Raw genomic sequence first — 25,622 nt, 5'->3', positions numbered from 1 at the left:
GGTTGCCGGCTGTTCGGGGCCGGTACTTGACCCGTATCATTTTCGGCTCGGTTTGCAGGGACGCGTCGTGATGAAACCTTCCGGATCGCGTGTATGAGCCGCCTGGCCTGGCCGCTGTTCAACGCGTTGTAACTGCTGTTCACCGTGCTCTGGACCGCCGGCTGGATCTGCCTGGCGCTGCTGGTGCGCATGCTCACCGGCGGACGCCACTGGCCACTGCGGATGGCCTCGCGCTGCTGGGCGCCCGGGTTGCTGCGCGGCGCCGGCGCGCGGCTGGAGGTGCACGGACTGGAGCGGATCGACTGGTCCCGGCCGCACGTGTTCGTGGCCAACCACCAGTCGATGATCGACATCTGCGCGCTGTTCCGCGCGCTGCCGGTGCCGGTGCGCTTCGTGCTCAAGCAGGAGCTGGCGAAGGTGCCGTTCGTCGGCTGGTACGCACGGGCGATGGGCATGGTGTTCATCGAGCGCGCCAGCGCGCGCAGTTCGGCGCGGCGGCTGCACGCGGCGGTGGACGTCGTGCGCGGGGGCGCCAGCGTCTGCGCCTTCCCCGAGGGCACGCGCAGCCGCGAGGGCCGCGTGGGCCCGTTCAAGGGCGGCGCCTTCCAGTTGGCGATCGAGGCTGGCGTGTGCGTGGTGCCGGTGTCGATCGAGGGCAGCGGCGCGGTGCTGCCGGCCTCGGGTTTCCGCGTCCGCCCGGGCACCATCGTGCTGCGGTTGGGCGATCCGCTGCCGACGCACGGCCTCGCGCCGCACGACCGCAACGCGCTGGCCCAGCAGGCCCGCGCGGCGGTGGTGGCGTTGCTGGAAGGAAGCGCCGGTCAGTAACGCTGCAGCGCGTGCAGCGGCCTGTCGCCCTGCCAGCGCACGCGGCCCTGCAAGTCCGGCAGCTCGATCACCACGCCCGCGCCCGCCAGGTCCACGCCGAGCCGGTCGAGCAGTGCCTGCGCCGCCGCCAGCGTGCCGCCGGTGGCGAGCACGTCGTCGATGAGCAGCGCCCGCTCGCCCGGCTGCAAGGCATCGGCGCGCACTTCCAGCCGGTCGTGGCCGTATTCCAGCGCGTAGTCGACGCCCACCACCGGCGGCGGCAGTTTGCCCGGCTTGCGCAGCGGCACGAAGCCGGCGTTGAGCTTCTGTGCCAGCGCCGCGCCGAAGATGAAGCCGCGCGACTCGATGCCGCATACCGCGCGCACGCGCTCGCCCAGCCACGGCTCGGCCAGCGCGTCGATGCAGCGCGCGAACGCGCCGGCGTCGGCGAGCAGCGGCGTGACGTCGCGGAAGACCACGCCCTGCTGCGGGAAATCGGGGATGGCGCGGATCAGGGAAGCGAAATCATGCATGGTCGTCACTCGGTTCGGGCGCGGCAGGGCGCGTGCGCAGGGTTCCGAGCAGGATGCCGGCCAGCGCCAGCACCAGCCCCAGCCAGTCGCCACTGCCGGTCGGCCGCCGGAACAGCAGCACGTCCAGCACGAAGGCCAGCGCCGGCTGCAGCAGCAACAACAGGCCCACCAGCGAGGCCGGCAGCAGCGGCATCGCCCGCACCATCAGCAGCCACGCCAGCACCTGGCCGAAGAAACCCAGCGCCAGCAGCGCGCTCCAGCCGCGCACCTTCACCAGCGCGAAGGCATCGCCCTCGACCAGCCCCCACAGCAGGAGCAACGCCGCGCTCAGCAGGCTCATCAGCCCGAGAAACTGCGCTGCCGACAGCCGCGTATGCCCGGACAGCGCGCGCCGGAAGCTCAGCAGGTAGACGGTATAGGCCAGGCCGCTGGCCAGTCCCAGCCACACGCCGAGCCGGTGCCGTGCATCGAACAGCGACCAGTGCGCGCCGACCAGCAGCCACAGCCCCGCCAGCGCCACCGCGATGCCCGGCAGGAACCAGCGCCCCAGCCGCTCGCGGTAGACCCACCAGCCGACCAGCGCCATCAGGAACACCTGGAAGTTGGTCAGCAGCGTGGCCACGCCCGGTCCCACCCAGAGGATCGAGCGATGCCAGAAGATCAGGTCCAGCGAGAAACCCAGCGCCGGCAACAGAGCGAGCGCCAGGTCCTGAGCGCGTACGTGCACCCACCGCCTTCCCAGCGCCACCCAGCCCAGCAGCATCGCGCCGCCGAACAGCATGCGGTAGAACGCCGACACCGTCGGCGCCACCTGCGCCAGCACCACGAAGATGCTGGTGGTGGACAGCAGCATCGCGCCCAGCGCCATCCGGCCGACCGCCGCCGACGGCGCCAATGGCGTCGTGGTCGTGGAGACGGACGTGTTCACGGCGTGTCGGTGGCCAGTTGCGCGTCGCCATCCCAGCCGTCGAGCGCGGCTCGCGCCTCGGCCAGTTGCGCCTCGACCTGCCGCACCACCGCATCGGCGGCCTGCGCGGAGGACTCGGGCACCATCACCGCCACGTAGTCGATCGCCGGCAACTGGCCCACCGCGCCGGTCAGGTACTCGCCGGCGATGAACGCGGGAATCTCCTCGCGCTCCAGCGCATCCTTGACCAGATGGGCGTCGATCAGGCTTTCGGCTCGGTAGGCGATGCGCATGCGGCCACGCTACTGCGCGCCCCGGGGAGCGGCAAGCCCTAGCGCCGGAAGCGCACGTAGGCGCGTTTGGCCAGGTACAGCAGATGCCCGGTCAGGCCGCGGTCCTGCGCCTGGCGCAGCGCGGTGTTCTCCGCATACAGCATGCGGATGTGCGAGTCGCGCAGCTCCAGCAGCTGTCTGATTTCGGCCACGTCGCCGCGCGACAGCGTGCGGCCTTCGTCGATGTGCGCGGGCAGCTGGCGATTGACGTAGTAGGTGGTGTGGCGCGGCGCGGTCTCTTCCGCGGGCCGCTCCTTGGTGTAGAAGTACAGCGCGATCGAGCGGCGGGTGAGGCCGGCGCGCTCCGGCGGCAGCCGGATCGGGTCGAACGCGTGCCAGGAGCGCTCGGAGGTCTCGAAGATCACGCAGCGGTTGAACACCGGCACCACCGAGCGCGCCGGGCGGGCGTCGGCGTGGGGATCGCGGAACAGCTCCAGGCAGCCGCCCCAGGCCTGCTCCCATTCTCGGTTGAGGTAGACGATCAGGTTGAGCCGCCGGTGCCAGCGCTCGCTGGGGTGGAAGTTGAAGTCCACGTGCGGATCCAGCGCCATCCCGTCGCGGTTTTCGTGGGTGCCGCCGCCGAGGTACCACGGATCGTAGATCAGCCCCTCGATGCCGGTGAGCTCGCCGACGGCGCGCAGGAATTCCGGGCTCTTGATGGCATCGTCCAACCGCTGGTAGGCCGGCCCGATGCCGCGGATGCGGTCGAGCGTCGACTTGCCGCCCGGCGTGCCGTCGTCGCCCACGCTGTTGCCGCGCTCGAACGCCGGGAACGAGGCCAGCAGCTCGTCGGCAAACGCCGGGGCGAGGAAATCATCGATGACCACGTGCGGAAACGGCGCCGCCGAGCTGAACTCGGCGCGGTGACCTGCCGAGGTTTCGAGGACACGGGGATCAAGGATGGAAAGGCCGGCTGCAGGCATCGGACGCATCGAGAGAACGGAATCGGCGGATTGTAGCGGGCGGCCCCGGTCGCGACGGCATGTCGCCGGATCGACGGGGACGCGCGCAACTCAGGGTAAACTCTTAGGTTCCCACCCGTATCCGCCCGAGCCACCGATGTCCAGCGAGAACCCCGCCGCCGAAACCCCAGGCACCAGCGAAAACGCCGTGCAGCGGGATTTCGTGCGCCAGATCATTCGCGAGGACCTGGCCAGCGGCAAGCACCGCGCGATCCGCACCCGCTTCCCGCCAGAGCCCAACGGCTACCTGCATATCGGCCACGCCAAGGCGATCTGCCTGAACTTCGGCATCGCGCGCGAGTTCGGCGGCTGGTGCAACCTGCGCCTGGACGACACCAACCCGGGCAAGGAAGACCCCGAGTTCGTCGAGGGCATCAAGGACGACGTGCGCTGGCTGGGCTACGACTGGCACGACCTGCGCCACGCTTCGGACTACTTCGACGTGTTCTACCGCGCCGCGCTCAAGCTGATCGAGGACGGCAAGGCCTACGTCGACGACCTCTCGGCCGACGAAGTGCGCGAGTACCGCGGCACGCTGACCGAGCCTGGCCGCAATTCGCCCTACCGCAATCGCTCCGTCGAGGAGAACCTCGACCTGTTCAGGCGCATGCGCGCCGGCGAGTTCGCCGACGGCAGCAAGACGCTGCGCGCGAAGATCGACATGGCTTCGGGCAACATCAACCTGCGCGACCCGGCGCTGTACCGCATCCGCAAGATCGTCCACCAGAACACCGGCGACGCGTGGCCGATCTACCCGATGTACGACTTCGCGCACGCGCTGTCCGATGCGATGGAAGGCATTACCCACTCGCTGTGCACGCTGGAGTTCGAGGATCACCGCCCGCTCTACGACTGGTGCGTGGACAACGTCGACCTGACCGCGCATCCGGATCTGTGGCAGTCGGTGGTCGATGCCGGGCTCGAGGCCAAGCCGGCCAAGCCGCGCCAGATCGAGTTCTCGCGTCTCAACCTTTCCTACAGCATCACCAGCAAGCGCAAGCTCGCGCAGCTGGTCAGCGAAGGCCTGGTCGACGGCTGGGACGACCCGCGCATGAACACCCTGCGTGGCCTGCGCCGGCGCGGCTTCACGCCGGCCGGCCTGCGCCTGCTGATCGAGCGCCTCGGCATCAGCAAGCAGAACAGCGTGATCGACTACGCGCTGCTCGAGAACTGCGTGCGCGAGGACCTGGACGCCACCGCGCCGCGGCGCATGGCGGTGCTCGATCCGCTCAAGCTCACCCTCACCAACCTGCCGGGCAATCACGAGGAAACCCTCACCTTCGCCAATCACCCGAAGGACGAGAGCTTCGGCACGCGCGAGGTGCCGTTTTCCAGCACCGTGTGGATCGAGCGCGAGGATTTTGCCGAGGTGCCCCCCAAGGGCTTCAAGCGCCTGGTCCCCGGCGGCGAAGTGCGGCTGCGCGGCGTGGGCATCGTCAAGTGCGAGGAGGTGGTCAAGGACGCCGCCGGCGACGTGATCGAGCTGCGCTGCACGCTCGATCTCGATTCGCGCGCCGGCCTGCCCGGTGCCGACCGCAAGGTCAAGGGCACCATCCACTGGGTCAGCGCACGCCACGCGGTGGCCGCCGAGGTGCGCATGTACGACCGCCTGTTCAGCGTGCCGGCACCGGACGACGAGAGCGACGGCAAGAGCTGGATCGAGCACATCAATCCGGAGGCCAAGCGCGTCGGCCGCGGCTGGCTGGAACCGTCCGCGGCGAAGGCCGAACCGGAACAGCGCTTCCAGTTCGAGCGGCTGGGCTACTTCGTCGCCGACCGCGTGGACCACCGGCCGGACGCGCCGGTGTTCAACCGCACGGTGACCCTGCGCGACACCTGGGCCAAGCAGGCCTGACGTGCTGCTGCCGCTCCAGCTCCATCTGACCCTTCCGCCCTGGGTGGAAGAAGTTGCCGATACCCGCAGGCGCTACCTCACCGACGAGGAGCGCGTAGGCCTGGCGATCGAACTGGCGCGGCAGAACGTCAGGCGCAGCCACGGCGGGCCGTTCGGCGCGGCGGTGTTCCACGAGGACGGTCGGCTGGTCGCCGCCGGCATCAACCGCGTGGTGCCGCAGACCTGCTCGGTCGCGCACGCGGAGATGATGGCCTACATGCTGGCGCAGCAGCGGCTGTCGAGTTTCCGCCTCAACGCGGGCGACAACGGCCGCTACATCCTGGCCACCAGCGCGCAGCCGTGCTGCCAGTGCTACGGCGCCACGGTGTGGGCGGGCATCGACGAACTGCTGATCGGCGCGCGCGGCGAGGACGTCGAATCGCTCACCAGCTTCGACGAAGGTCCGCTGCCGGCCGACTGGATCGCCCAGCTCGAGCGCCGCGGCATCGCCGTGCGCCGCGACATCCTGCGCGACGAAGCGCGCGCGGTGCTCGCCGACTACGGCCAGGGCGGAGCGCACTATTGAGCCGGTTGCGCGCCGCGCTGCCCTTGCTGCTGCTGGTGATCGCCGGCGTGGTGCTGTTCGCCTCCGGCGCGCTGGACCGGCTCAATCCCGAACAACTGGTCGCCCACCAGACCGAGATGCACGCGCAGATCGCGGCCAACCCGTGGCTCGCCCGGCTGGCGTACATCGGCCTGCTGACGCTGGCGATGGCCACCGGCATCCCCGGCACGGTGATCATCATCTTCGCCGGCGGCTTCGCATTCGGCGTGGTCGAGGGCACCACGTATTCCTCGGTCGGCCTGACGCTCGGCTCGCTGATCCTGTTCCTGGCCAGCCGCTACGCCTTCGGCGCCGGCAGCCGCCATCCGCCTGCGCTGGTGGCGAAGCTGCACCACGGCTTCGAACAGCATCCGGTGAGCTACACGCTGTTCCTGCGCTTCGTGCCGGTGGCGCCGTTCGGCCTGATCACCGTCTGCCTGGCCTGGCTGCGCTGCCCGCTGTGGCTGTTCGTCGGCGCCACCTGGCTGGGCGGCACCGTGGCGCTGATCTTCGAGACCTCGATCGGCGCGGGCCTGGGGCATGCGCTCAGGGAAAGCGACCGGATCGGCATCAACCTTTTCATGCACCGCGAGGTGCTGCTGCCGCTTGGGGCGATCGCCCTGCTCGCGCTGGTGCCTTTGCTGATCGGCCATTTCACGCGCCGGCGGCGCCAGCCGCAGGGCGGCACCGGCGGCTAGGCGAGCACTGTCGCGCCGAGCAACGCGGGCAGTTCATCCATCCCGGCGAACACCTGCTGCGCGCCCGCGTCGCGCAGGTGCGCGGCCGACGTGCGGGCGGCGAAGCCCAGCACGCGCATGCCCGCCGCCACGCCGGCGGCGACGCCGGCCGGCGAGTCCTCGACCACCACGCACCCGGCCGGCGCCACGCCCATGCGGCGCGCCGCGTGCAGGTACAGGTCCGGCGCAGGCTTGCCGCGCGCCACCTCGGCAGCGCTGAACATCCGGCCCTCGAAGCGCGGCAGCAGGCCGACCTGCCCCAGGCTGAAGCGCACCTTGTCCGGGCCGCCATTGGAGGCGACGCAGAACGGCGATGCCAGAGCGTCGAGCACCTGCCGCACGCCCGGCACCGGCGCGAGTTCCGCCGCCAGCGCCTCGAACAGCAGACGATCGTGCTCGACCTCGAAGTCCTCCGGCAGCGACCGCCCGAGCCGCTCGGCGGCGAGCACCAGGCAGTGCGCCATGGTGCGGCCGAGGAACAGCTCGTCCATCTGTGCGTCGGTCAGCACCAGTCCCTGCCCGGCCAGCATCCGCGCGAACACGCGGTTGGCGATCGGCTCGCTGTCGACCAGCACGCCGTCGCAGTCGAAGATCACCAGGCCCGGCGACGAGGCACTCACGTGAAATCGGGCTCGCAGCGCACGTCGCAGCGTACCGAGTTGGCGAGGAAGCACGCCTCGTGCGCCGCGTGGTGCAGTTGTTCGATCTGCGCGCGGGTGGGCACTAGGTCGCCGGAGAAATCCACCCGCGGCCGCAACAGCACCTCGCGCATGACGATGCGGTTGCGCTCGTCGCGGCCCATGCTGCCGACGGCCGCGTCGCGGTAGCTGTCCACGCGGAAGCCCTGGCCGGCGGCCAGCCCCAGGAACCACAGCATGTGGCAGCTCGCCAGCGAGGCGACGAAGGCCTCCTCCGGATCCACCGCGGAAGGGTCGGACATCGGCGCCGGCACGACGCTGGGCGAGGAGGACATCGGCACCCGCTCGCCGCCGTCGAACCGCACCATGTGCCGGCGGCTGTAGCGGTTGTCGAGGAAGGGCTGGTCCTCGCGGGTCCAGATGAGTTCGGCGATGTGCTTGCTCATGTGCGTTTCTCCCGACAGCCCTGCAGGCGCATCAGTTGCGCCTGCGGAAATACAGCCACGCTCCGAGCGCCAGCACTCCGGCCGGCAGCAGGTTGGCCGGCAATGGCGGCACGCCGTAGATCGTGGCGAAGTTGACCAGCGCCTTCTGCAGGAAGTACCAGCCGATCGCCAGCAGGATGCCCACGAAGATGCGCTTGCCCAGGCCGCCCGAGCGCAGCGCGCCGAACGCGAACGGCATCGCGCACAGCACCAGCACCAGCGTATTGAACGGGTACAGCACGCGGCCCCAGAAGGTCACCGCATAGACGCCCGGGTTTTGCCCGTTGCGCTCCAGGTAGGTCATGTTGCGGTGCAGGTCGCGCATCGGCAGGTACTGCGGCTGGATCACCGACTGCTCCAGCACGCGCGGGTTGAGCCGCGAGTCCCACAGCTCGCTGGCACGGGTGGCGGCGTGCGTGCCCTTCGCGTCGAGCGTGGTGGTGCGCACGTCCCTGAGCACCCACTGGCGCCCGTCGTTCTCGGCCGTCCGGGCCCAGTCGAAGCGGCTGACCTGGCCGTCGGGGGTCAGCGTGAACACCCGCACGTCGGCCAGCTGCACCACGTTGTGGCCCTGCACCTGCTTGATCAGCGTGGCCTTGGCGTTGACGATGCGGTTGCCGTCCTTGGCCCACAGTCCGGTGTTGCCGGACAGGCCCAGGTGGTCGGCCTTCATGCGCAACTGGATCACCTGCGCCTTCTGGTCGCCCCACGGCGCGGCCGTCTCGCCCAGGATGGTCACGCCCACGATCAGCACCGCCACCACGCCGGCGGCCGAGGCGGCGATGCGCAGGCGCGACATGCCGGCGGCGCGCAGCGCGGTCAGCTCGCCGTTGCCGGCCAGGTTGCCCAGGCCCATCAGGCCGCCGATCACCGCGGCGAAGATGAAGTACTCGTACAGGCGCCGCGGCACCGTCACCAGCACGAAGCTCACCGCGTCGTAGGTGGTGAAGCCGTTGCGCCCGACGAAGCCGAGCTGGCGCAGCAACTGGGTCACCACGTCGAAGCCGGTCAGCACCAGCCAGGTGGTCAGCAGCGAGCCCAGCACCGTCATGCCGACCAGCCGGTCGACGCGCTTGATCGAAAGCTGCATCACGCCACCGCCTTGCTCGGGCCGCGCGGCTTGCGCGGCGCGTACTGCTTCCAGAACATCCAGGCGGCCAGCGCCAGTGCAAGCAGGTGCACCAGCAGCAGCGGCGCGGAGTTGGCCCAGTGGCCCTTGCCGATCTGCGCGCGGCCCAGTGCCAGCAGCAGGTAGTAGAAGTAGAAGCCCAGCAGCGCCAGCAGGACGCGCCCGTAGCGCGGCTCGCGCGGGCTCTGCCGCGACAGCGGCAGGGCCAGCATCAGCAGCACGAAGGCCATCGGCGGCGCATGGATGCGCCAGGCGAACTCGGCGCGCGCGTCGGGCGAGGGCGAGGTGGCCAGTGCCCAGGTGTCCTGCGAATGGGCCGGATCCTCGTCCTCGTCGGCCTGAACGTCCGACAGCGCCACGTCGTTGCGCGCGTACTGCATGCGCCACCAGTCCTCGCGGCCGAGCGGGATCTTGTACTGCCAGCCGTTGCGCAGCGCCATGAAGCGGCCTTCGCCCTCGCTGTCCTGGTAGAGCTGGCCGTTCGCGGCGGTGACTAGCTTGAGCTCGCGGACGCCGTCCTTGTCCACGCCCTCGGAGGCGACGAAGGTCTTGCCCAGTACGCTGCCGTCGCGGCTCAGGCGCTCGACGAAGATGATGCCGCCCTTGCCGGGCAGTTCGGTGAAGCGGCCGGCGTCCAGGCCGGCGGCGATCACCGAGCGGTTGGCCTCGGCCACCAGCGCATCGGCGGTGCGTACCGCCCACGGCCCCAGCCACAGCGACACCAGCGCGGTGACGAACACGATCAGGCCGGCCAGGATCGCCACCGGCTTGAGCAGCCCGCGCGGTCCCATGCCGGAAGACGCCAGCACGTGCATCTCGCTCTCGCGGTACATCCGGCCCAGCGCCATCATCACGCCGAGGAAGCCGGCCAGCGGCAGCAGGTTGGTCAGCCCGTCGAGCGTGCGCAGGCCCAGCACCGGAAACATCACGCTGGCCGGGAAGCTGCCGCCCGCCACCTGCTGCAGCACCTTCGCGAACGTGGTGCCGGTGATGATCGCCAGCAGCACGATGGTCGTGGCCGCCACCGTCTGGGCCAGCTCGCGCAGGAAGTATCGGTCGAGGATGCTCAGCATGCGATAGGATTGAAGGTCTCGCACCGCAGGCCGGCGCTAAAGCGCCAAGTCTAGCCGGTCAACCTTCTTCTTAGCTTGCAGGACCCCTCCCGATGACGCTTCAGTTCAGTCTGGTCGCCGCCAGCAGTTCGCCCGAGACCGTCGAAACGCCCTGCCTGGTGGTGGGCGTCTACGAGAACGGCCTGCTCACCAGCGCCGCCGCGCGGGTCGACGGCGCCGCCGAAGGGGCGATCAAGCGCCAGGTCGAAAGCGGCGACATCAACGGCAAGGCCGGCAGCGTCTGCGTGCTGTTCGCGCCGACTGGCGTGGCCGCGCGTCGCGTGCTGGTGGTCGGCCTGGGTGCGCAGAAGAGCTTCGACGCGGCGCGCTACCAGAAGGTGACCCTGGAAGCCGTCCGCGCGCTGGGCAAGCTGCCGGCGGAATCGGCCGTGTCGTTCCTCACCGAAGTGGACGTGCCCGGTCGCGACGCCGCCTGGCGCGTGCGTACCGCGGCGCTGGCCGCCGACCACGCGGCCTACCGCTACACCGCCACGTTCAAACCGCGCGAGAAGAACGGGCAGCCGGAACTGAAGTCGCTCGCCTTCGCCGCCGGCGACGAGGCGGGCACCGGCCTTGCACAGGCGACGGCGATCGCCGAGGGCGTGCGCTTCGCCCGCGAGCTGGCCAACCTGCCGCCGAACATCTGCACCCCCTCCTACATCGCCGCGCGCGCGCAAACCTTCGCCGACGCCAACGAGGGTGTGAGCTGCCGCGTGCTCGACCATGACGAGATGGAAAAGCTCGGCTTCGGCTCGCTGCTGGCGGTCGGGCGCGGCTCGGTCAACAAGCCGCGGCTGATCGCGCTGGAATACAAGGGCGGTGCCGAGGGCGACAAACCCTACGCCTTCGTCGGCAAGGGCATCACCTTCGATTCGGGCGGCATCAGCCTCAAGCCCGGCGCCGGCATGGAGGAGATGAAGTTCGACATGGGCGGCGCGGCCGGCGTGCTGGGCGCATTCGTCGCCGCGGTGAAGATGGGCCTGACGCTCAACCTGGTCTGCGTGGTGCCCTCGGCCGAGAACATGCCCGACGGCGACAGCTACCGCCCCAGCGACGTGCTCACCAGCCTGTCCGGCCTTACCATCGAGGTGCTCAACACCGACGCCGAGGGCCGCCTGATCCTGTGCGATGCGCTGACCTGGACCGCGCAGACCTACCAGCCCAGGGCCATCGTCGACGCGGCCACGCTCACCGGCGCCTGCGTCATCGCGCTGGGCAAGCACGCCAGCGGCCTGATGAGCAAGCACGACGATCTCGCCGCCGAACTGCTGGACGCCGGTGAGGCCACGCTCGACCGCGCCTGGCGCCTGCCGCTTTGGGACGACTACCAGGTGCAGCTCGAATCGGGTTTCGCCGACGTGGCCAACATCGGCGGCAAGAGCGCCGGCGCGATCACCGCCGCGTGCTTCCTCTCGCGCTTCACCGAGGGCCAGCGCTGGGCGCACCTGGACATCGCCGGCACCGCATGGGACGAGGGCCGCAAGGGCTTGGCCACCGGCCGTCCGGTGCCGCTGCTGGCGCAGTGGCTGATCGACCGCGCCGGCTGACGCCGCCCACCGGGCGCCGCGCAAGCCGCGGCGCCCGACCTCCTGCCTACTGACGAGTCGACCATGCCACGCGCCGACTTCTACCTGATCGACAAGCCGCGCTTCCGCGAGCAGCCCCTGCTGCTGGTGTGCGAACTGGCGCGCCGTGCCTTTGCGGCGCAGCAGCCGACGCTGATCCTCGTGCGCGATTTCGAGCAGGCCGAGGCGCTCGACGAACTCCTGTGGGACTTCGACGCCGACGCCTACATCCCGCATCAGCTCGCCGGCGACGATGACGATGCCAACACCGCCGTGCTGATCGTGCCGCCGGGCATCGACACGCCCGACCGCCCGCTGCTGATCAACCTGCGCGAGGCCTGCCCGGCTGGCCGCTTCGAGCGCGTGCTGGAGGTGGTGGCGGCCGACCCGGACGCGCGCACCGGTTCGCGCGAGCGCTGGCGCGAATACCAGCAACGCGGTTTCCAACTCGCCAAGTTCGACATGTAAGGCCCGCAGCCGCGGCGGTATGCTCTGGTCATCTTCGGGCAGGGGCCGAACGATGGACCAGGGGATCGAAGTCCAGGCGCTACCGTCGGTCGCGGCCGGCCGCGCCCGCGGCGGACGCGCCACGCAGGAAGACGCCTTCGTCTGCCTGCACGATCCGATCAGCGACGCGCGGCTGCTGGTGCTGGCCGACGGCATGGGCGGCGACGGCGCAGGCGAGCTGGCCTCCGCGGGCGTCGTCGAGGTCGCCCGCCGGCTGTGGCGGCAAGGCCTGTGGCGCGACCAGCCCGGGCCGTTGTTCCTGGAGTCGCTGTGCCAGGCCGCGCACGCGGAACTGCGCCGGCGCGGCGAAAGGCTGGCGCAGGCGGCGCCGCACTCGACCGTGGTCGCCCTGCTGATCCACGGGTCGCGCGTCTGCTGGGCGCACGTGGGCGACAGCCGGCTGTACCGCTTCCAGGGCCGACGCTGCCTGGGCCGCACCGAGGACCACAGCGTGGCGCAGATGAAGGTGGCGCGCGGCGAACTCGCCGCCGAGGCGATGGGCGACGATGCCGACCAGCACAGGCTGCTGCGCGGCCTGGGCGGCCCGCAGCCCCCGCAGGTCGAGCACGGCCTGGCCGTGCTGCGCCCGGGCCAGTCCTTCGTGCTGTGCAGCGACGGCGCGTGGGAACGCCTGTCCACCGATGAGCTGGGCCGGCACGCACGCCGGCGCGACCTGCGCCGGGCGCTGCGCGACGCGCTCGGCCAGGCAGTGGAGCGCGGCGGCGCGGACGGCGACAATGTCTCCTTGATCTTCGCCCGGATAGGCTGGGTGCAGTGGTGGCGCGCACGCGCTGCGGGATCGCGGGCGCAGTCCGCGGGCCGGCCTCCGGTCCGGCCCGGCGACGTGGGGATTCGACAGGCATGAGGGATGCGGTGCACGACATGGGATATGTGCGCGTGGTAACGGGCCGGCACGGGTGGGCGCCACTGGTATGCGTCGGCCTGCTCGCCGTCGGCCTGGGCGGCTGCGCCCAGCTCAGGCAGCTGAAAACGCGGATGTTCGGCCATGAAACGCCACCGAGGGTGGTGGTGACGCCGGCGTCCACTCCCACGCCGCAACCGCGCGCCGCCGAGGACGAAGCCCCGCCGCCCTCGCTTGCCGCCATCGTCAGGCAGCAACTGCAGCTCGGCCACTACGCCGAAGGCGAGCGGCAACTTCGCCGCTACCTGCAGGTCCACCCGGACGACGCCGCGGCACAGGGCGTGCTGCGCCAGCTCACCGTCGACCCTATGCAGGCGCTGGGACAAGCCTCGCGCCCGTACGTGGTACGGCCGGGCGACTCCTACAGCACGCTGGCGGCGCGCTACCTGGGCGACGGCGGCCGCTTCCTGATCCTGGCGCGCTACAACGACTCGACCAATCCGTCGATGCTGCGCGTGGGCCAGACCTTGCGCCTGCCGGCCTCGCGGCTGGCCCCGGGCAAGACGCCGGAAGGCCCGGCCCTGGCCGCCTCCGCCGCCGCACCCGCCGACGCCTCCGAAGCGGCGAAGGCACGCCGGCTGCAGGACGAAAGCCTGGCCCTGCTGCACAAGGGCCAGCGCACGCAGGCGCTGGAACGCATGGACGAGGCGCTGGACGCCGACCCGCACCTGCCGCCCGACGGCGCGGACGCCACATCGCTGCGCAAGCAGCTGGTGTCGGTCTACCACCAGCGCGCGATCGTGCTGTATCGCGACCAGCAGCTGGACCAGGCGATCTCGCTGTGGAACCGCGTGCTGGCGATCGAGCCCGATTTCGAGCCGGCCACCGTCTACCGTGCGCGCGCGCTCGAACTGAAGCAGCGGCTCAAGCAGTTCTGAACCCAGGCTGCTCCCCGGCCGGACGTCCGGCTAGTCGCGCGACACCTTGTCGCCGACCTGCTCGGGCGCAGGCAGGATGCGGGTGGGCAGCTCCAGCGGCGCAGAGGACGGTCTCGCCATCGGCCGTCGCGGCCTGCGCTCGCGCGCCTGCAGCGCGTTGCACATCAGGTTGAAGGCGGCGAACAGCCGGCCCAGTTCGTCATGGCGCACCAGCCGGATGCGATGGCTGAAATCGCCGCGCCCGGCCCGCAGCATCGCCTCGCCCAGCACGTCCAGCAGGCCGAGCAGGCGGCGGAACAGCCACCAGGCCGCACCCGTCACGGCGGCCAGCGTCACCAGCAGCACGGCCACGATGGCCTTGAGCGTGGTCTTCTGTGCCGCGCGCAGCGGCGCATCGCTGATCCCCAGGCGCAGTTGGCCGACCTGCGCGGTCTGATAGCGCACCGGCACGTCGAACACCAGCATCTCGCCCGGATCGCTGCCGTCGGGAATGCGCACGCGGTAGCTGGCGACGTCGCCCGCACCCGGCAGGAACTCCTCGTTCGTGCGTACCGGCAGCGGCTTGCCCAGTTCGTCCCCGCGGGTGCTGGCGATCACCTCGCCGTAGCGGTTGGCGATCGCCAGGTAATAGATCTGCCTGTTGCGCGAGATGTCCTGCACCAGCGCGCGGGTGGCCGCGCGATCGTCCAGCAGCAGGTTCTCGGCCGCCTCGCCGGCGACCATGCGGCCGAGCGAGCGGCCGTAGTCCTGCGCCAGCCCGGTGACCGCCGCGTTCTGGCGCGCATAGATGGCAGCCAGGCCGATCAGTAGGGTCAGGCTCAGCACCGCGGCCAGGATGCCGGCCCAGCGCAGGCGCAGGGAGATCAGCCGCGTGGCGATCGGCTTCTCGTGCAGGCGCTCGTACTCGCGCAGGGCCAGGCGCAGGTCGTCGACCAGCTCCGCGCCGCGCTGGTAGCGGTCCTGCGGCGCCGGCGCCAACAGCGTCTGCACGATGTCCAGCAGGATCGAGGGAGTGAACGGATCGCGCGGCTGCAGCGACGGTTGCGGCAGGCGCTGGCGTTCGGCCAGCAGCCGCTTGACGTCGCCGGTTTCCTCCCACGGCAACTTGCCGCTCAACAGCCAGTACAGCACCACGCCGAGCGAGAACAGGTCGCTGCGCGCATCGGTGCGCTCGCCGCGCAGGTGTTCCGGCGCCATGTAGGCGGGCGTACCGCCGATCTCGCGGCGCGGCGCTCCCGCCGAACGCGGGTCGCGGCGCTCGGCGATGCCGAAGTCGCTGACCTTGGCATGCTGCCAGCCGTCGGAGAGCATGATGTTCTCCGGCTTGATGTCCTGGTGCACCACGCCCTGGGCGTGGGCGTAGTCCAGCGCGCCGGCGATCTGCACGACCAGGCCGAGGATCACGGGCAGGGACGGGAATCCCTCGCGCGCCACGCGGCTGGCCAGGGTATCGCCGGAGAGCCGCTCCATCGCGATGTATGGGCGGCCGTCCGCCATCTCGCCCACGTCGAACAGGGTGACGATGTGCGGGTGGGTCAGATGGCCTACCGCGCGCGCCTCGGTGAGGAAGCGCGCCCGGTAGGCCGGATCGGCCGCCACCGCGCTGCGCAGGCACTTGATCGCGACCCGCCGCTCGATCTCGGGATCGAAGCCGGCGTAGACCACCGCCATGGCGCCGGCGCCGAGCACGCCCTCGATGCGGTAGCGGCCCACCGTCGGTGGGACCGCCCGCTCATCCACGGCTGGGATCAGGCCAGCCACCATGCCGCGATCCCCGCTGCCAGCAGCACCGCCGCCCCCAGCGCCAGCCAGCGCCGCCGGGACGCGCCGGCGCCGCGTTCGCGGGTCAGGAACGTGAACTCCAGTTGCCCGAAGCGCACGCGGTCGCCGTGCCGCAGCTTCGCCTCGTGGATGCGCTTGCCGTTGACGAAGGTACCGTTGGTCGACAGCGTGTTCATGATCACGTAGTGGCCCTGCTGGTTCATGATCCAGGCATGCGAGGCCGAGACGCTGAGGTCGTTCAGCACGATGTCGTTGTCGCCGCGCCGGCCGATGGTCTGTCGCCCGGCCCGCAACGAGAGGCGCCGGCCGAGCAACGCGCCGTTGGCCCCCTCCAGCACCGGGGAGGCGGCGCTGGCACGCCCCAGCAGCACGGGCGCCGCCTCGCGTGCGAACTGGCGCAGTTCCTCGGCGGAGAACAACCGGGTCCCCTGCGGTCCGGCCGAGCGCTTGCTGCCGGGCAATACGGTGATCTGGGCTGGGCTGTTCATCGGATGCCTCGAAGGGAGTCGCTGGCGCACTATAGCCAAGCGTTTGTCATCGAAGCATGCGGACGCCTGCCATGCCACGTGCCAAGGCGCGACCACGTTCACATTGCGGAGGAGAACACATGCGCCATTGCCTGGTTTTCGTCGCCGCCGCCCTGCTGGCGGCCTGCCAGCCGCCCCGCTCCACGACGCCCTCGGTCGCCTACCGCTGCGACGACGGGCGGCAGATACAGGCGGACTACGAAGGCACCGACCATGCCGTGCTGGCCGTGGACGGCGCCACCCACCGGCTCACGATCGCCCGTTCGGCCAGCGGCGCGCGCTACGTGGGCGAGGGCTGGCAGTGGTGGACCAAGGGCGGGCAGGCATGGCTGGCGCCCCTGCGTGCCGGAGAGGACATCGCCTCCGCGCCCGGCATCGCGTGCCGGCAGGCGCCTGGATCGTGAAGCAGGCGTGAGGACCCTCCCTTCGTGGGAATACCGCCAGCGCCCTTGCGAAACCTCGAAAAGCCGATTGCTACGCTGTAGAAGCTCACCTTGTGCGCGACCTGGATGCCCCCGCTGCCGCGCCCAAGGCGCTCCTACATGCGCGGGTCTTTCGAGGTCACCTATGGCGTGTCGTCGGCCACCGGTTCGCCGGCATTGATCACGGCGAGGAAATCGCGTCCGTAGCGCTTGAGCTTGGCCTCGCCCACGCCGCTGACCTCGGCCAGCTCCTCCTCGGAGGACGGCATCGCGCGCAGCATGGCCAGCAGGGTGGCGTCGTGGAATACCACGTAGGGCGGCACGCCCTGCTGTTTCGCCAGCCGCGTGCGCAGGGCGCGCAGGGCATCCCACAGCGGCTGTTCGTAGGCTTCGATGCCGAGGCTGGCGCCGGTGATCAACTGGCTGTCGCGGCGGCGGCGCGCGCTGCGCACCGGGCGGGCATCCTCGCGCAAGAGCACCTGCTGGCCGCCGGTGAGCACCGCGCGGCTGGCCGAGGTCAGGCGCAGCGTGCCGTAGCCTTCGGCATCGGCCTCGAGCAGGCCGGCGGCGAGCAGCTGGCGGAATACCGAGCGCCAGCCCTTCTCGTCCATGTCGGCACCGATGCCGAAGGTGGTGAGGTGGTCGTGGCCGAGCTGGCGCATGCGCTCGCCCTCGATGCCGCGCAGGATGTCGATCACGTGGCCGGCGCCGAAGCGCTGGCCGCTGCGGTAGACCGCCGAGAGCGCCTTCTGCGCCGGCACGGTGGCGTCCCAGGTCTTCGGCGGCTCGATGCAGTTGTCGCAGTGGCCGCAGGGGCCCTGGTAGTCCTCGCCGAAGGCGCCGAGCAGCAACTCGCGCCGACAGCGGGTAGCTTCGGCGAAGGCGAGCAGGCCCTCGAGCTTCTGCCGCTCGATCCGCTTGCGCTCGTCGGCCGAGTCGGACTGCGCGATCATCTGGCTCATCGTCACTACGTCGGACAGGCCATAGAGCATCAGCGCCTCGGCCGGCAGGCCGTCGCGGCCGGCGCGGCCGGTCTCCTGGTAGTAACCCTCCATCGAACGCGGCAGGTCCAGGTGCGCGACGAAGCGCACATCCGGCTTGTCGATGCCCATGCCGAAGGCGACCGTGGCGACCATCACCACGCCGTCCTCGCGCAGGAAGCGCTGCTGGTTGGCCGCGCGCACGCGCGCATCGAGCCCGGCGTGGTAGGGCAAGGCCTCGATGCCGGCCTCTGCGAGCCACGCGGCGGTGTCCTCGACCTTCTTGCGGCTCAGCGCGTAGACGATGCCGGCCTCGCCGCGATGGCCGTCGAGGAACTGCATCAGCTGCGTGCGCGGGTTGTGCTTGAGCGTCACGTGGTAGCGGATGTTCGGCCGGTCGAAACTGGAAACGAACTGGCGCGCCGCGCGCAGGCCGAGCCGCTCGACGATCTCCTCGCGCGTGCGTGGATCGGCGGTGGCGGTGAGCGCGATGCGCGGGATCTGCGGGAAGCGCTCGGCCAGCACCGTGAGCTCGCGGTACTCCGGGCGGAAATCGTGGCCCCACTGCGACACGCAGTGCGCTTCGTCGATCGCGAACAGGGCCACGTCGATCTGTTCCAGCAGGCCCAGGAAGCGCGGCGTAAGCAGGCGCTCGGGCGCGACGTAGAGCAGCTTGAGCCCACCGGCCAGCAGGCGGCGCTCGACCTCGCGCTGGTCCTCCGGCGGCAGGCTGGAATTGAGATAGGCCGCGGCGACGCCCGCCTCGCGCAAGGCGTCGACCTGGTCCTGCATCAGCGCGATCAGCGGCGATACGACGATCGCCGTGCCCGGCCGCAACAGCGCGGGAATCTGGTAGCACAACGACTTGCCGCCGCCCGTGGGCATGAGCACCAGCGCGTCGCCGCCTTCGGCCACCGCGTGCACGATGGCCTGTTGCTGGCCGCGGAAGCTGGCGTAACCGAAGACGCTATGGAGGAGATCGAGGGCGCGGGAGGACATCGTGTGCATGCTACCAAAGCGCCGTCCCACGACCGTCGGCGACGGGTGCGGGAAACGGTAGGCAAAGCCGGATGCGGCGCGTAGGACGCGTGCCGCGCATGGTGCTTCCACCCACCTTCACCATGCGGCGGCAGTGCACCGAAGCCCGCACTACATGGGCATGCCCCACAAGGCCCGGTCCAGGTCCGCGTCCAGCCCGAAGCGCGACAGCGGCACGCGGCCGTTGACCACCTCGACGCCTTCCGCGCGCAGCAGGCGGCATTGCTCGCGGAAACCGCGGCTGCCCGGCGGCAACGCGATCTGCCCGCTCGCGCGCAGCACGCGGTACCACGGCAGCTCCATCCCCTCCGGCGTCTCGCCCAGCAGCTTGCCGACCAGGCGCGCGCGCCCGGGCAGGCCGGCGCGCGCGGCGATGGCGCCGTAGCTGGCGACGCGGCCGCGCGGAATCGCGGCGATCGCCTCGTAGACGCGGGCGTGGCTTTCCTGCATGGGCCGTCACTTTGGCGCAATGGGGCGGCAGGTTACCATCGGGCCCGCATCAAGGAGCCCGCCCATGCGCCATTTCGAAGCCGTGCGTTCCCACGTCGGCAGCCAGTACACGCTGCGGCAGAACGACCCCTACCTGATCAGCTTCGATCTCGTCCTGCCGCTCGGCCGCCACCAGGGCATCTATCTGGCGGAACTGGAGGACGAAGGCGGCCGCCGCTACCTGCGCCTGTCCACGCCGATCGGGCCGCTGGCCGGCACCGACCCGCGCCGCTGCCTGCGCTTCAACTGGGAGCAGCGCACCGGCTTTCTCGCCGTGGCCGACCTGGATGGCTCGCCCTACCTGCACCTGTGCGAGAACCGCCCGTACGAATTCCTCGACGGCGGCGAACTGGAACGGTTGATCGGCGAGCTGGGGCAACTGGGCGACCAGCTGGAGCAGATCATCGCCAGCGAGGGTGACAGCCTGTAGTACCAGTCGCGCAGGAGCCGACGAGCGGGCTCCTGCAATGCGCGGATCAGAACGCCTGCGCCAGCCGCACGAAGCCGTAGGCCAGCAGTGCGGTGATCGGCAGGGTCAGGATCCACGCCCACACCATGCGCTCGACCACCGACCAGCGGATCGCATTGAAGCGCTTGGCCGCGCCCACGCCCATGATCGAGGCGGACACGTTGTGCGTGGTCGACACCGGGATGCCGAACGCCGACGCGGTGAGGATGACGGCGGCCGAACTGCCCTCGGCGGCAAAGCCGTTGATCGGATGCAGCTTGACCATCTTGTGGCCGAGCGTCTTGATGATGCGCCAGCCGCCGCCGGCGGTACCCGCGGCCATCGTCAGCGCGCACACCACCGCTACCCAGGAAGGCACGTCGAAGCCGCCCTCGGGCGAGCCCGCGATGCGCAGGAAACCCAGCCAGTGCGGCAGGTGGTCCAGTTGTCCCGCGGCGGTGCCGCCGGCCAGCGCCAGCGCGATGATGCCCATGCTCTTCTGCGCGTCGTTCATGCCGTGCGCCAGGCCCATCGCGCTGGCCGAGACGATCTGCGCCTTGCCGAAGAAGGCGTTGACGAACGGCGTGCGGCCCAGCCGCTGCAGCCAGCCCTTGCGATTGGCCAGCCACGCGAACAGCGCGTAGAGCGCGCCCATCAGCGCGAAGCCGATGACGAAGCCCATCAGCGGCGAGACCACCATCGGCACCACCACCTTGGGGATCACGCCCTTGCCGGCCCACCAGTGCGCGCCGCCCTCGGCCCAGATGACCGCACCGAAGTTGTCGCCGGCCGCCGCGATCGCCGCGCCGACCAGCGCGCCGACCAGCGCGTGGCTGGAGCTGGACGGCAGGCCCAGCCACCAGGTGATCAGGTTCCACACCGTGGCGGCCAGCAGCGCGCAGATCAGCAACTGCGGGCCGGCGTCGATCACGTGCGTGTCGATCAGTCCGGCGGCGATGGTCTTGGCCACCGCGGTGCCCCACAACGCGCCGACCAGGTTGGTCACCGCCGCCAGCAGCACGGCCTGGCCGGGGCTGAGCACCTTGGTCGCCACCACCGTGGCGATCGAATTGGCGGTGTCGTGGAAGCCATTGATGTAGGTGAAGGCGAGCGCGATCGCCACCACCGCGAAGACCAGGCCGATGCTCATGCGGAAGGTCGCCTCAGGAGTTCTTCAGCACGATGGAATAGACGATGTTGCCGACGTCGCGGCACTTGTCGATCGCCTTCTCGATCAGCTCGAACAGATCCTTGGCGAGCATCGCCTTCATCGCGTCGTGGCCTTCCACGTAGAGCGTGCGGTAGGGCGCCAGCAGCATGCGGTCGCCCTCGGATTCCAGCGCCTGCAGGCGGTCCTGCAGTTTCTTGACCGGATCGATGCGCAGGCCCTGGCGCAACTCGCCGATCATCTCCACCACCACGCTGACCGATTCCTCCAGCACGCAGGCGCGCTGGGCGAAGTTCACGTCCTTCACGCGCTCGGCCACGATCAGGTAGCGCTCGGCGAACTTCTCCACCGTCTTGGGAATCTTGTACAGCGCGGAGTTGAGCGCCTCGATGTCCTCGCGGTCCAGCGCGGTGACGAAGGTGTTGACCAGTTCCTCGCTGATCTGCGCGGCCAGCGCCTTCTCGCGGGCGCGGGCGCCGGCGAAGTCGGCCATCACCGGCGCCCGCTCGGTGTGCTCGAGCATCTGGCGCAGCGCCCTGGCGCTCTCGTGGGCGGCCGCGGCGCTCTGTTCGAGCAGGCCGTAGAACTTGTCGCCCTTACCGAAGATGGTCTGCAGTGAAAACATGCGCGGGTGCCCGGAAGTTGAGGGGAAACGGCGGAATGTTACAGGAGCGCTACGGCTTCACGCACGACCGCCTATTGTGGGCGGGCCCGTCACAAGCCTTACACTTGCGCCCATGCCTCCCCCAAGACCCCTGCCGCGATGCTGACCGATATCGCGCTCGTGATCCTGCTGTCGGTGTTCAACGGCTTCTTCGCGCTGTCGGAAATGGCGCTGGTCGCCTCGCGCAAGAGCCGCCTCAAGCAGATGGCCCAGGGCAGCCGCCGCGCCCGCGTGGCGCTGCGCCACGCCGAATCGCCCGAGCACTTCCTCTCCACCGTGCAGGTCGGCATCACGCTGGTGATGCTGATCACCGGTGCGCTGGCCGGCGACCGGCTGGGCGACCGGTTCGCGCAGATCCTGCAGGGCGGCCAGTTGAGCTGGCTGGCGCCGTATGCCCATGGCGTCGGGATCGTGCTCGGCTTCGTGGTGATTTCCTACATCCAGATCGTGATCGGCGAGCTGCTGCCCAAGCGGCTGGCGCTGTCCGCGCCGGAGCGGCTGTCGGGCTTCGTGGCGATGCCGATGCTGGTGCTGTCCCGCGTTACCGGTCCGTTCGTGTGGCTGCTCAACCGCTCGAGCGGCCTGTTGCTCAGGCTGTTGCGCGCGAACGATCAGGGTAGCGGCCGGGTCACCGAGGAAGAGATCCGGCTGCTGGTCGCCGAGAGCGCCGAACAGGGCGTGCTCGATCCGGACGAACACAACATGGTCAACCGCGTGCTGCGCCTGGGCGACCGCACGGTCGACAGCGTGATGACCCCGCGCATGCGCATCGCCTGGCTGGACCACGCCGCATCGCGCGAGGAGAACATCGCGGTGATGCGCGAGACGCCCTACTCGCGCTACCCGGTCTACCAGGGCGACGAGAGCGACGTGGTCGGCGTGCTGGAGGTCAAGAGCCTGATCGGCGGCATCGCCGGCGAGACGCCCGAGCTGTTCCGCCAGCTCGCCAAGCCGCTGTACGTGCCGGGCACGGCACGCGCGATGGACCTGCTGGAGGAGTTCCGCGACGCCGAGACGCCGATGGCGCTGGTGGTCGACGAGTACGGCGACATCGACGGCCTGGTCACGCTCAACGACCTGCTCGCGGCGGTGGTCGGTGCAAGCCAGCTCGGCCACGGCGGCAGCGAGGAGCACCCGCCGATCGTGCCGCGCGAGGACGGCAGCTGGCTGGTCGACGGTTCGCTGTCCACCGAGGATCTGCGCGAGCTGCTGCACATCGATCGCCTGCCCGGTGAGGAGGAACACGAGTTCCGCACCGCCGCCGGCATGGTGATGACCGCGCTGGGACACATCCCGCAGGTCGGCGAGGTGTTCGCCTGGCGCGGCATCCGCTTCGAGGTGGTGGACCTCGACGGCGCGCGCATCGACAAGCTGCTGGTGACGCCGGCACCGCGCATCGAGGCGGCGGACGACGAGCAGTAGGTCGACCTTCGCAAGGCTTCCCCCATCCGCCCTGCGGGCACCTTCCCCCGTGAACGGGGGAAGGATCGTTCCTGCGGCAGCCCGCCTGGCGGGCCTTCCCCATTTCGCGGGAAAAGGTTCGTTCCTGCCGCAGCCCAGTCGAGCGAGCCTTCCCCGTTCACAGGGGAAGGTGCCGACAGGCGGATGGGGGCGATCGGAGCGCAAATCTTCATCCCCGTGGTTCGGCTTTTCACGCTCCCTTTGCTAGGCTTGGACCCGATGTCTTCGCCCAAGCCCGCCAGCGTGAGCGCCCCCTTGCCGGCGCCACCCTTGTCCCGGCCGGACCAGCGCTGGGCCCTGTTCCTCGACGTGGACGGCAGCCTGCTCGACTTCGTCGACGACCCGGCGGCGGTGGTCGTGTCGCCCGCGCTGCGTGCGCTGCTGCAGGCCCTGCACGACCGGCTCGACGGCGCCCTGGCGCTGGTCAGCGGCCGCCGCGTGGACGACCTGGCGCAGCTGTTCGGCAGGCCGCCCTGGGCGCTCGCCGGCCTGCACGGCTATGAACTGCGCGCCGCCGATGGCAGTCGCCGCGAAGTTCGCGTCGATCCTGCCGACCAGGCGCGCATGCGCGCGGCGGTGCATGCCCTGGCCGCGCGGCTGGAGGGCGTGCAACTGGAAGACAAGCAACACGCCATGGCGCTGCATTGCCGACGCGACCCGGAACGTCTGCCGGCCCTGCGCGAGGCCGCCGAGGCGCTGGCCGCCACCTTGCCTGGCTACGAGCTGCAACCGGGCAACCTAGTGATGGAGTTCAAGCCCGCCGGCATGGACAAGGGCCGGGCGGTGGACGAGCTGATGCAGCAGCCGCCGTTCGCCGGCCGCACGCCGGTGTACCTCGGCGACGACCTCACCGACGAGCACGCTTTCGTGGTCGTCGATCGCGCCGGCGGCCTGAGTGTGCGGGTGGGCGACCGCGAGCCGACGCACGCCCGGTTCACGCTGCCTAGCCCGGCCGCCGCCCACGCTTGGCTGGAGCGGGTGCGGGGCACGCTCGGCCACGGACCAGACCATCCAAAGGGAGTTTCCATCGATGCCGACAGCGGCGGAGGACAGCCACTTACGCGCCAGCCCTGAGCTGGTTCCTGGGAGCCTGGGCCGCAGAAGCCGCCCGGGGTGCAAAGCCTCGAGCGTTTCCACGACCCAGGCTCCTGGCGACGGCCCAGCCGCGCCGAATCACGCATGCCCGTGCACCGGTGGCGCGCGATGAGCCGCACCGGCAAGAAACCCGGGCGGCTGGTGGTGGTTTCCAACCGCGTCGCCATGCCCAAGCAGACCGCCACCGGCGGACTCGCCTCGGCCATGCGCGCGGCGCTGCAGGAGCGCGGCGGACTGTGGTTCGGCTGGAGCGGCAAGGTCGCCCCGACCAGTGCGGAGGAGCTGCACCGGCTCAGCGACGGACCGATCGACTACGTCACCATCGACCTCTCGCGCGCCGACCACGACGACTTCTACGCCGGCTTCGCCAACCGCACGCTGTGGCCGCTGTTCCACTACCGGCCGGACCTGGTCGACTACCAGCGCAGCCACCTGGAAGGCTATCTGCGGGTAAACGCGATCTTCGCCGACGAGCTGGTCAAGCTGCTCGATCCGGACGACATCATCTGGGTGCACGACTACCACCTGATTCCGCTGGCGGCGATGCTGCGCGAGCGCGGCGTGCGCAACCGCATCGGCTTCTTCCTGCACACGCCGCTGCCCGCCGCGGCGCTGCTGATCGCGCTGCCCAAGCACCGCGAGTTGCTGGAGACGCTGGCCAGCTACGACCTGGTCGGCCTGCACACGGCGCGCGACCTGCGCGCGCTGGAGGACTATTTCCTGCACGAGGTCGGCGGCGCGATGCGTCCCGGCAACCGGCTGCGCGCGGCCAACGGACGGCTGTTCCGCGCCGGCGTGTTTCCGATCAGCATCGACACCGCCGAGGTGGCCGACGTCGCGCGCAAGGCCGCGGTCGAGAACGGCGTGCGCGAATTCAAGCAGAGCCTGGACGGCCGCGACCTGATCATCGGCGTGGACCGGCTGGACTACTCCAAGGGCCTGGCGCAGCGCTTCGAAGCCTTCGCCCACGTGCTCGAGCGCTCGCCCATGCTGCACAGCCGCGTCACCTTCCTGCAGATCGCGCCGCCCTCGCGCGGCGCTGTGCCGGAGTACCGGCTGATCCGCCGCGAACTGGAGCGCATGGCCGGCCACATCAACGGCAAGTTCGCCACGCCCGAATGGGTGCCGATCCGCTACGTCAACCAGTCCTTCCCGCACACCCTGCTCGCCGGCTACTACCGCGTGGCGCGCGTGGGCCTGGTCACGCCGCTGCGCGACGGCATGAACCTGGTGGCGAAGGAATACGTGGCCAGCCAGGACCCGAAGAACCCCGGCGTACTGGTGCTCTCGCGCTTCGCCGGCGCGGCGCAGGAGCTGACCGAGGCGCTGCTGGTCAACCCCGCCGACACGGTGGAGGTGGCCGACGCGCTGGAACGCGCACTGGCCATGCCCCAGCGCGAGCGCATCGCGCGCTGGCGCTCGATGATGGACGTTCTGCAGCGGCACGACCTGACCGCCTGGCGCATCGCGTTCCTGCACGCGTTGACCAGTTGAAGCCGCAGGGTGGGCTTGAGCCCACCGCGATCCCGTATCAGGGCGCTGGTGGGCTGAAGCCCACCCACCACGGCGTTCGGGTATTTCGCCCGCACAACCCCG

27 protein-coding genes are annotated in these 25,622 nt (G+C 70.4%); 13 read left to right on the top strand and 14 right to left on the bottom strand.

Features of this window, described 5'->3' with window-relative positions:
* Nucleotides 1-132: 132 nt before the first annotated feature.
* A complete protein-coding gene (locus tag AAIL17_RS13240) occupies nt 133-828 on the top strand; it encodes a lysophospholipid acyltransferase family protein (RefSeq protein ID WP_424683353.1) in 696 nt (231 codons plus the stop codon).
* Here AAIL17_RS13240 and AAIL17_RS13235 read toward each other — a convergent pair.
* From AAIL17_RS13235 to AAIL17_RS13220, 4 genes are read right to left on the bottom strand one after another with little or no spacing between them, the layout of a single operon-like run.
* Nucleotides 822-1,340, bottom strand: a complete 519-nt coding sequence (locus AAIL17_RS13235) for an adenine phosphoribosyltransferase (RefSeq protein ID WP_424683320.1) — start codon at nt 1,338-1,340, stop codon at nt 822-824. The genes AAIL17_RS13240 and AAIL17_RS13235 overlap by 7 nt on opposite strands.
* Nucleotides 1,333-2,268: a DMT family transporter gene (locus tag AAIL17_RS13230; RefSeq protein ID WP_424683319.1), complete on the bottom strand. Its 936-nt coding sequence runs from the start codon at nt 2,266-2,268 to the stop codon at nt 1,333-1,335. The genes AAIL17_RS13235 and AAIL17_RS13230 overlap by 8 nt, the downstream gene beginning before the upstream one ends.
* Nucleotides 2,265-2,540: a DUF2007 domain-containing protein gene (locus AAIL17_RS13225; RefSeq protein ID WP_424683318.1), complete on the bottom strand. Its 276-nt coding sequence runs from the start codon at nt 2,538-2,540 to the stop codon at nt 2,265-2,267. The genes AAIL17_RS13230 and AAIL17_RS13225 overlap by 4 nt, the downstream gene beginning before the upstream one ends.
* A 38-nt stretch (nt 2,541-2,578) precedes the next feature.
* Nucleotides 2,579-3,502 (bottom strand): 2OG-Fe(II) oxygenase, encoded by a 924-nt coding sequence (locus AAIL17_RS13220; protein ID WP_424683317.1) that lies wholly within the window; start codon nt 3,500-3,502, stop codon nt 2,579-2,581.
* Between the two features lie 136 nt (nt 3,503-3,638).
* Between AAIL17_RS13220 and AAIL17_RS13215 the strand changes: the two genes are divergently transcribed.
* The 3 genes from AAIL17_RS13215 to AAIL17_RS13205 are packed head-to-tail and all read left to right on the top strand — an operon-like array spanning nt 3,639 to nt 6,677.
* Entirely contained in the window at nt 3,639-5,396 is a 1,758-nt protein-coding gene (locus AAIL17_RS13215) for a glutamine--tRNA ligase/YqeY domain fusion protein (protein WP_424683316.1), read from the top strand.
* 4 nt (nt 5,397-5,400) lie between these two features.
* Nucleotides 5,401-5,961, top strand: a complete 561-nt coding sequence (locus AAIL17_RS13210) for a nucleoside deaminase (RefSeq protein ID WP_424683352.1) — start codon at nt 5,401-5,403, stop codon at nt 5,959-5,961.
* Nucleotides 5,958-6,677 carry a TVP38/TMEM64 family protein gene (locus tag AAIL17_RS13205; protein ID WP_424683315.1) on the top strand — a complete coding sequence of 240 codons (720 nt, stop codon included), beginning with the start codon at nt 5,958-5,960 and terminating at the stop codon, nt 6,675-6,677. The genes AAIL17_RS13210 and AAIL17_RS13205 overlap by 4 nt, the downstream gene beginning before the upstream one ends.
* Here the strand turns inward: AAIL17_RS13205 and AAIL17_RS13200 are convergent.
* The 4 genes from AAIL17_RS13200 to lptF are packed head-to-tail and all read right to left on the bottom strand — an operon-like array spanning nt 6,674 to nt 10,041.
* Complete coding sequence (locus tag AAIL17_RS13200; protein ID WP_424683314.1) at nt 6,674-7,336, bottom strand: HAD family hydrolase; 663 nt, start codon at nt 7,334-7,336, stop codon at nt 6,674-6,676. The two genes, AAIL17_RS13205 and AAIL17_RS13200, sit on opposite strands and share 4 nt — an antisense overlap.
* Nucleotides 7,333-7,800 carry an OsmC family protein gene (locus AAIL17_RS13195; RefSeq protein ID WP_424683313.1) on the bottom strand — a complete coding sequence of 156 codons (468 nt, stop codon included), beginning with the start codon at nt 7,798-7,800 and terminating at the stop codon, nt 7,333-7,335. Before AAIL17_RS13195 ends, AAIL17_RS13200 begins: the two co-directional genes overlap by 4 nt.
* Before the next feature lie 31 nt (nt 7,801-7,831).
* Complete coding sequence (gene lptG, locus AAIL17_RS13190; RefSeq protein ID WP_424683312.1) at nt 7,832-8,929, bottom strand: LPS export ABC transporter permease LptG; 1,098 nt, start codon at nt 8,927-8,929, stop codon at nt 7,832-7,834.
* Complete coding sequence (gene lptF / locus AAIL17_RS13185) at nt 8,929-10,041, bottom strand: LPS export ABC transporter permease LptF (protein WP_424683311.1); 1,113 nt, start codon at nt 10,039-10,041, stop codon at nt 8,929-8,931. Before lptF ends, lptG begins: the two co-directional genes overlap by 1 nt.
* A gap of 92 nt (nt 10,042-10,133) precedes the next feature.
* Between lptF and AAIL17_RS13180 the strand changes: the two genes are divergently transcribed.
* The 4 genes from AAIL17_RS13180 to AAIL17_RS13165 all read left to right on the top strand — a co-directional run bounded on the left by AAIL17_RS13180 (nt 10,134) and on the right by AAIL17_RS13165 (nt 13,952).
* Nucleotides 10,134-11,627 carry a leucyl aminopeptidase gene (locus AAIL17_RS13180; protein ID WP_424683310.1) on the top strand — a complete coding sequence of 498 codons (1,494 nt, stop codon included), beginning with the start codon at nt 10,134-10,136 and terminating at the stop codon, nt 11,625-11,627.
* Between the two features lie 63 nt (nt 11,628-11,690).
* Complete coding sequence (locus tag AAIL17_RS13175) at nt 11,691-12,113, top strand: DNA polymerase III subunit chi (protein ID WP_424683309.1); 423 nt, start codon at nt 11,691-11,693, stop codon at nt 12,111-12,113.
* Nucleotides 12,114-12,165: 52 nt separating this feature from the next.
* On the top strand, nt 12,166-13,017 hold the full coding sequence (locus AAIL17_RS13170; RefSeq protein WP_424683308.1) for a PP2C family protein-serine/threonine phosphatase: 852 nt from the start codon (nt 12,166-12,168) through the stop codon (nt 13,015-13,017).
* Nucleotides 13,014-13,952 (top strand): LysM peptidoglycan-binding domain-containing protein, encoded by a 939-nt coding sequence (locus AAIL17_RS13165; protein WP_424683307.1) that lies wholly within the window; start codon nt 13,014-13,016, stop codon nt 13,950-13,952. The genes AAIL17_RS13170 and AAIL17_RS13165 overlap by 4 nt, the downstream gene beginning before the upstream one ends.
* Before the next feature lie 30 nt (nt 13,953-13,982).
* Here the strand turns inward: AAIL17_RS13165 and AAIL17_RS13160 are convergent, their stop codons facing one another.
* Together AAIL17_RS13160 and AAIL17_RS13155 are read right to left on the bottom strand one after the other, a co-directional pair.
* A complete protein-coding gene (locus AAIL17_RS13160) occupies nt 13,983-15,716 on the bottom strand; it encodes a protein kinase domain-containing protein (protein ID WP_424683306.1) in 1,734 nt (577 codons plus the stop codon).
* Nucleotides 15,701-16,222 (bottom strand): FHA domain-containing protein, encoded by a 522-nt coding sequence (locus AAIL17_RS13155; protein WP_424683305.1) that lies wholly within the window; start codon nt 16,220-16,222, stop codon nt 15,701-15,703. Before AAIL17_RS13155 ends, AAIL17_RS13160 begins: the two co-directional genes overlap by 16 nt.
* Nucleotides 16,223-16,341: 119 nt before the next feature.
* Here AAIL17_RS13155 and AAIL17_RS13150 point away from each other — a divergent pair, with 119 nt between their 5' ends.
* Entirely contained in the window at nt 16,342-16,665 is a 324-nt protein-coding gene (locus AAIL17_RS13150) for an MliC family protein (RefSeq protein ID WP_424683304.1), read from the top strand.
* Nucleotides 16,666-16,826: 161 nt separating this feature from the next.
* Here AAIL17_RS13150 and recQ read toward each other — a convergent pair whose 3' ends face one another.
* Together recQ and AAIL17_RS13140 are read right to left on the bottom strand one after the other, a co-directional pair.
* Complete coding sequence (gene recQ, locus AAIL17_RS13145) at nt 16,827-18,662, bottom strand: DNA helicase RecQ (protein ID WP_424683303.1); 1,836 nt, start codon at nt 18,660-18,662, stop codon at nt 16,827-16,829.
* Between the two features lie 150 nt (nt 18,663-18,812).
* A complete protein-coding gene (locus tag AAIL17_RS13140; RefSeq protein WP_424683302.1) occupies nt 18,813-19,151 on the bottom strand; it encodes an MGMT family protein in 339 nt (112 codons plus the stop codon).
* 64 nt (nt 19,152-19,215) lie between these two features.
* On the opposite strand from AAIL17_RS13140, the gene AAIL17_RS13135 reads away from it, so the two are divergent.
* The gene (locus AAIL17_RS13135) at nt 19,216-19,620 is read left to right on the top strand and encodes a hypothetical protein (RefSeq protein ID WP_424683301.1); all 405 of its coding nucleotides are present in this window, start codon (nt 19,216-19,218) and stop codon (nt 19,618-19,620) included.
* 46 nt (nt 19,621-19,666) lie between these two features.
* Here AAIL17_RS13135 and AAIL17_RS13130 read toward each other — a convergent pair whose 3' ends face one another.
* Nucleotides 19,667-20,788, bottom strand: coding sequence for an anion permease (locus AAIL17_RS13130; protein ID WP_424683300.1), 1,122 nt, complete (start codon nt 20,786-20,788; stop codon nt 19,667-19,669).
* Between the two features lie 13 nt (nt 20,789-20,801).
* On the bottom strand, nt 20,802-21,431 hold the full coding sequence (locus AAIL17_RS13125; protein WP_424683299.1) for a DUF47 domain-containing protein: 630 nt from the start codon (nt 21,429-21,431) through the stop codon (nt 20,802-20,804).
* Between the two features lie 138 nt (nt 21,432-21,569).
* On the opposite strand from AAIL17_RS13125, the gene AAIL17_RS13120 reads away from it, so the two are divergent.
* The 3 genes from AAIL17_RS13120 to otsA all read left to right on the top strand — a co-directional run bounded on the left by AAIL17_RS13120 (nt 21,570) and on the right by otsA (nt 25,520).
* Complete coding sequence (locus tag AAIL17_RS13120) at nt 21,570-22,892, top strand: hemolysin family protein (RefSeq protein WP_424683298.1); 1,323 nt, start codon at nt 21,570-21,572, stop codon at nt 22,890-22,892.
* A gap of 309 nt (nt 22,893-23,201) precedes the next feature.
* Nucleotides 23,202-24,005, top strand: coding sequence for a trehalose-phosphatase (otsB, locus tag AAIL17_RS13115; protein WP_424683297.1), 804 nt, complete (start codon nt 23,202-23,204; stop codon nt 24,003-24,005).
* Between the two features lie 105 nt (nt 24,006-24,110).
* Nucleotides 24,111-25,520 (top strand): alpha,alpha-trehalose-phosphate synthase (UDP-forming), encoded by a 1,410-nt coding sequence (otsA, locus tag AAIL17_RS13110; protein WP_424683296.1) that lies wholly within the window; start codon nt 24,111-24,113, stop codon nt 25,518-25,520.
* Nucleotides 25,521-25,622 lie beyond the last annotated feature (102 nt).

It is taken from the genome of Frateuria sp. YIM B11624 (assembly GCF_049727805.1).
GTDB lineage: Bacteria > Pseudomonadota > Gammaproteobacteria > Xanthomonadales > Rhodanobacteraceae > Frateuria_A.
The sequence above is the reverse complement of the archived record's forward strand: the minus strand, read 5'-3'. Positions and strand labels throughout refer to the sequence as shown.

Excerpts from the sequence above, each read along its gene's own strand:
- AAIL17_RS13235 (WP_424683320.1), bottom strand. The coding sequence starts at position 1,340 with ATGCATGATTTCGCTTCCCTGATCCGCGCCATCCCCGATTTCCCGCAG.
- AAIL17_RS13225 (WP_424683318.1), bottom strand. The coding sequence starts at position 2,540 with ATGCGCATCGCCTACCGAGCCGAAAGCCTGATCGACGCCCATCTGGTC.
- AAIL17_RS13220 (WP_424683317.1), bottom strand. The coding sequence starts at position 3,502 with ATGCCTGCAGCCGGCCTTTCCATCCTTGATCCCCGTGTCCTCGAAACC.
- AAIL17_RS13215 (WP_424683316.1), top strand. The coding sequence starts at position 3,639 with ATGTCCAGCGAGAACCCCGCCGCCGAAACCCCAGGCACCAGCGAAAAC.
- AAIL17_RS13195 (WP_424683313.1), bottom strand. The coding sequence starts at position 7,800 with ATGAGCAAGCACATCGCCGAACTCATCTGGACCCGCGAGGACCAGCCC.
- lptG (WP_424683312.1), bottom strand. The coding sequence starts at position 8,929 with ATGCAGCTTTCGATCAAGCGCGTCGACCGGCTGGTCGGCATGACGGTG.
- lptF (WP_424683311.1), bottom strand. The coding sequence starts at position 10,041 with ATGCTGAGCATCCTCGACCGATACTTCCTGCGCGAGCTGGCCCAGACG.
- AAIL17_RS13180 (WP_424683310.1), top strand. The coding sequence starts at position 10,134 with ATGACGCTTCAGTTCAGTCTGGTCGCCGCCAGCAGTTCGCCCGAGACC.
- AAIL17_RS13175 (WP_424683309.1), top strand. The coding sequence starts at position 11,691 with ATGCCACGCGCCGACTTCTACCTGATCGACAAGCCGCGCTTCCGCGAG.
- AAIL17_RS13170 (WP_424683308.1), top strand. The coding sequence starts at position 12,166 with ATGGACCAGGGGATCGAAGTCCAGGCGCTACCGTCGGTCGCGGCCGGC.
- AAIL17_RS13165 (WP_424683307.1), top strand. The coding sequence starts at position 13,014 with ATGAGGGATGCGGTGCACGACATGGGATATGTGCGCGTGGTAACGGGC.
- AAIL17_RS13160 (WP_424683306.1), bottom strand. The coding sequence starts at position 15,716 with ATGGTGGCTGGCCTGATCCCAGCCGTGGATGAGCGGGCGGTCCCACCG.
- AAIL17_RS13155 (WP_424683305.1), bottom strand. The coding sequence starts at position 16,222 with ATGAACAGCCCAGCCCAGATCACCGTATTGCCCGGCAGCAAGCGCTCG.
- AAIL17_RS13150 (WP_424683304.1), top strand. The coding sequence starts at position 16,342 with ATGCGCCATTGCCTGGTTTTCGTCGCCGCCGCCCTGCTGGCGGCCTGC.
- recQ (WP_424683303.1), bottom strand. The coding sequence starts at position 18,662 with ATGTCCTCCCGCGCCCTCGATCTCCTCCATAGCGTCTTCGGTTACGCC.
- AAIL17_RS13140 (WP_424683302.1), bottom strand. The coding sequence starts at position 19,151 with ATGCAGGAAAGCCACGCCCGCGTCTACGAGGCGATCGCCGCGATTCCG.
- AAIL17_RS13135 (WP_424683301.1), top strand. The coding sequence starts at position 19,216 with ATGCGCCATTTCGAAGCCGTGCGTTCCCACGTCGGCAGCCAGTACACG.
- AAIL17_RS13130 (WP_424683300.1), bottom strand. The coding sequence starts at position 20,788 with ATGAGCATCGGCCTGGTCTTCGCGGTGGTGGCGATCGCGCTCGCCTTC.
- AAIL17_RS13125 (WP_424683299.1), bottom strand. The coding sequence starts at position 21,431 with ATGTTTTCACTGCAGACCATCTTCGGTAAGGGCGACAAGTTCTACGGC.
- AAIL17_RS13120 (WP_424683298.1), top strand. The coding sequence starts at position 21,570 with ATGCTGACCGATATCGCGCTCGTGATCCTGCTGTCGGTGTTCAACGGC.
- otsA (WP_424683296.1), top strand. The coding sequence starts at position 24,111 with ATGCCCGTGCACCGGTGGCGCGCGATGAGCCGCACCGGCAAGAAACCC.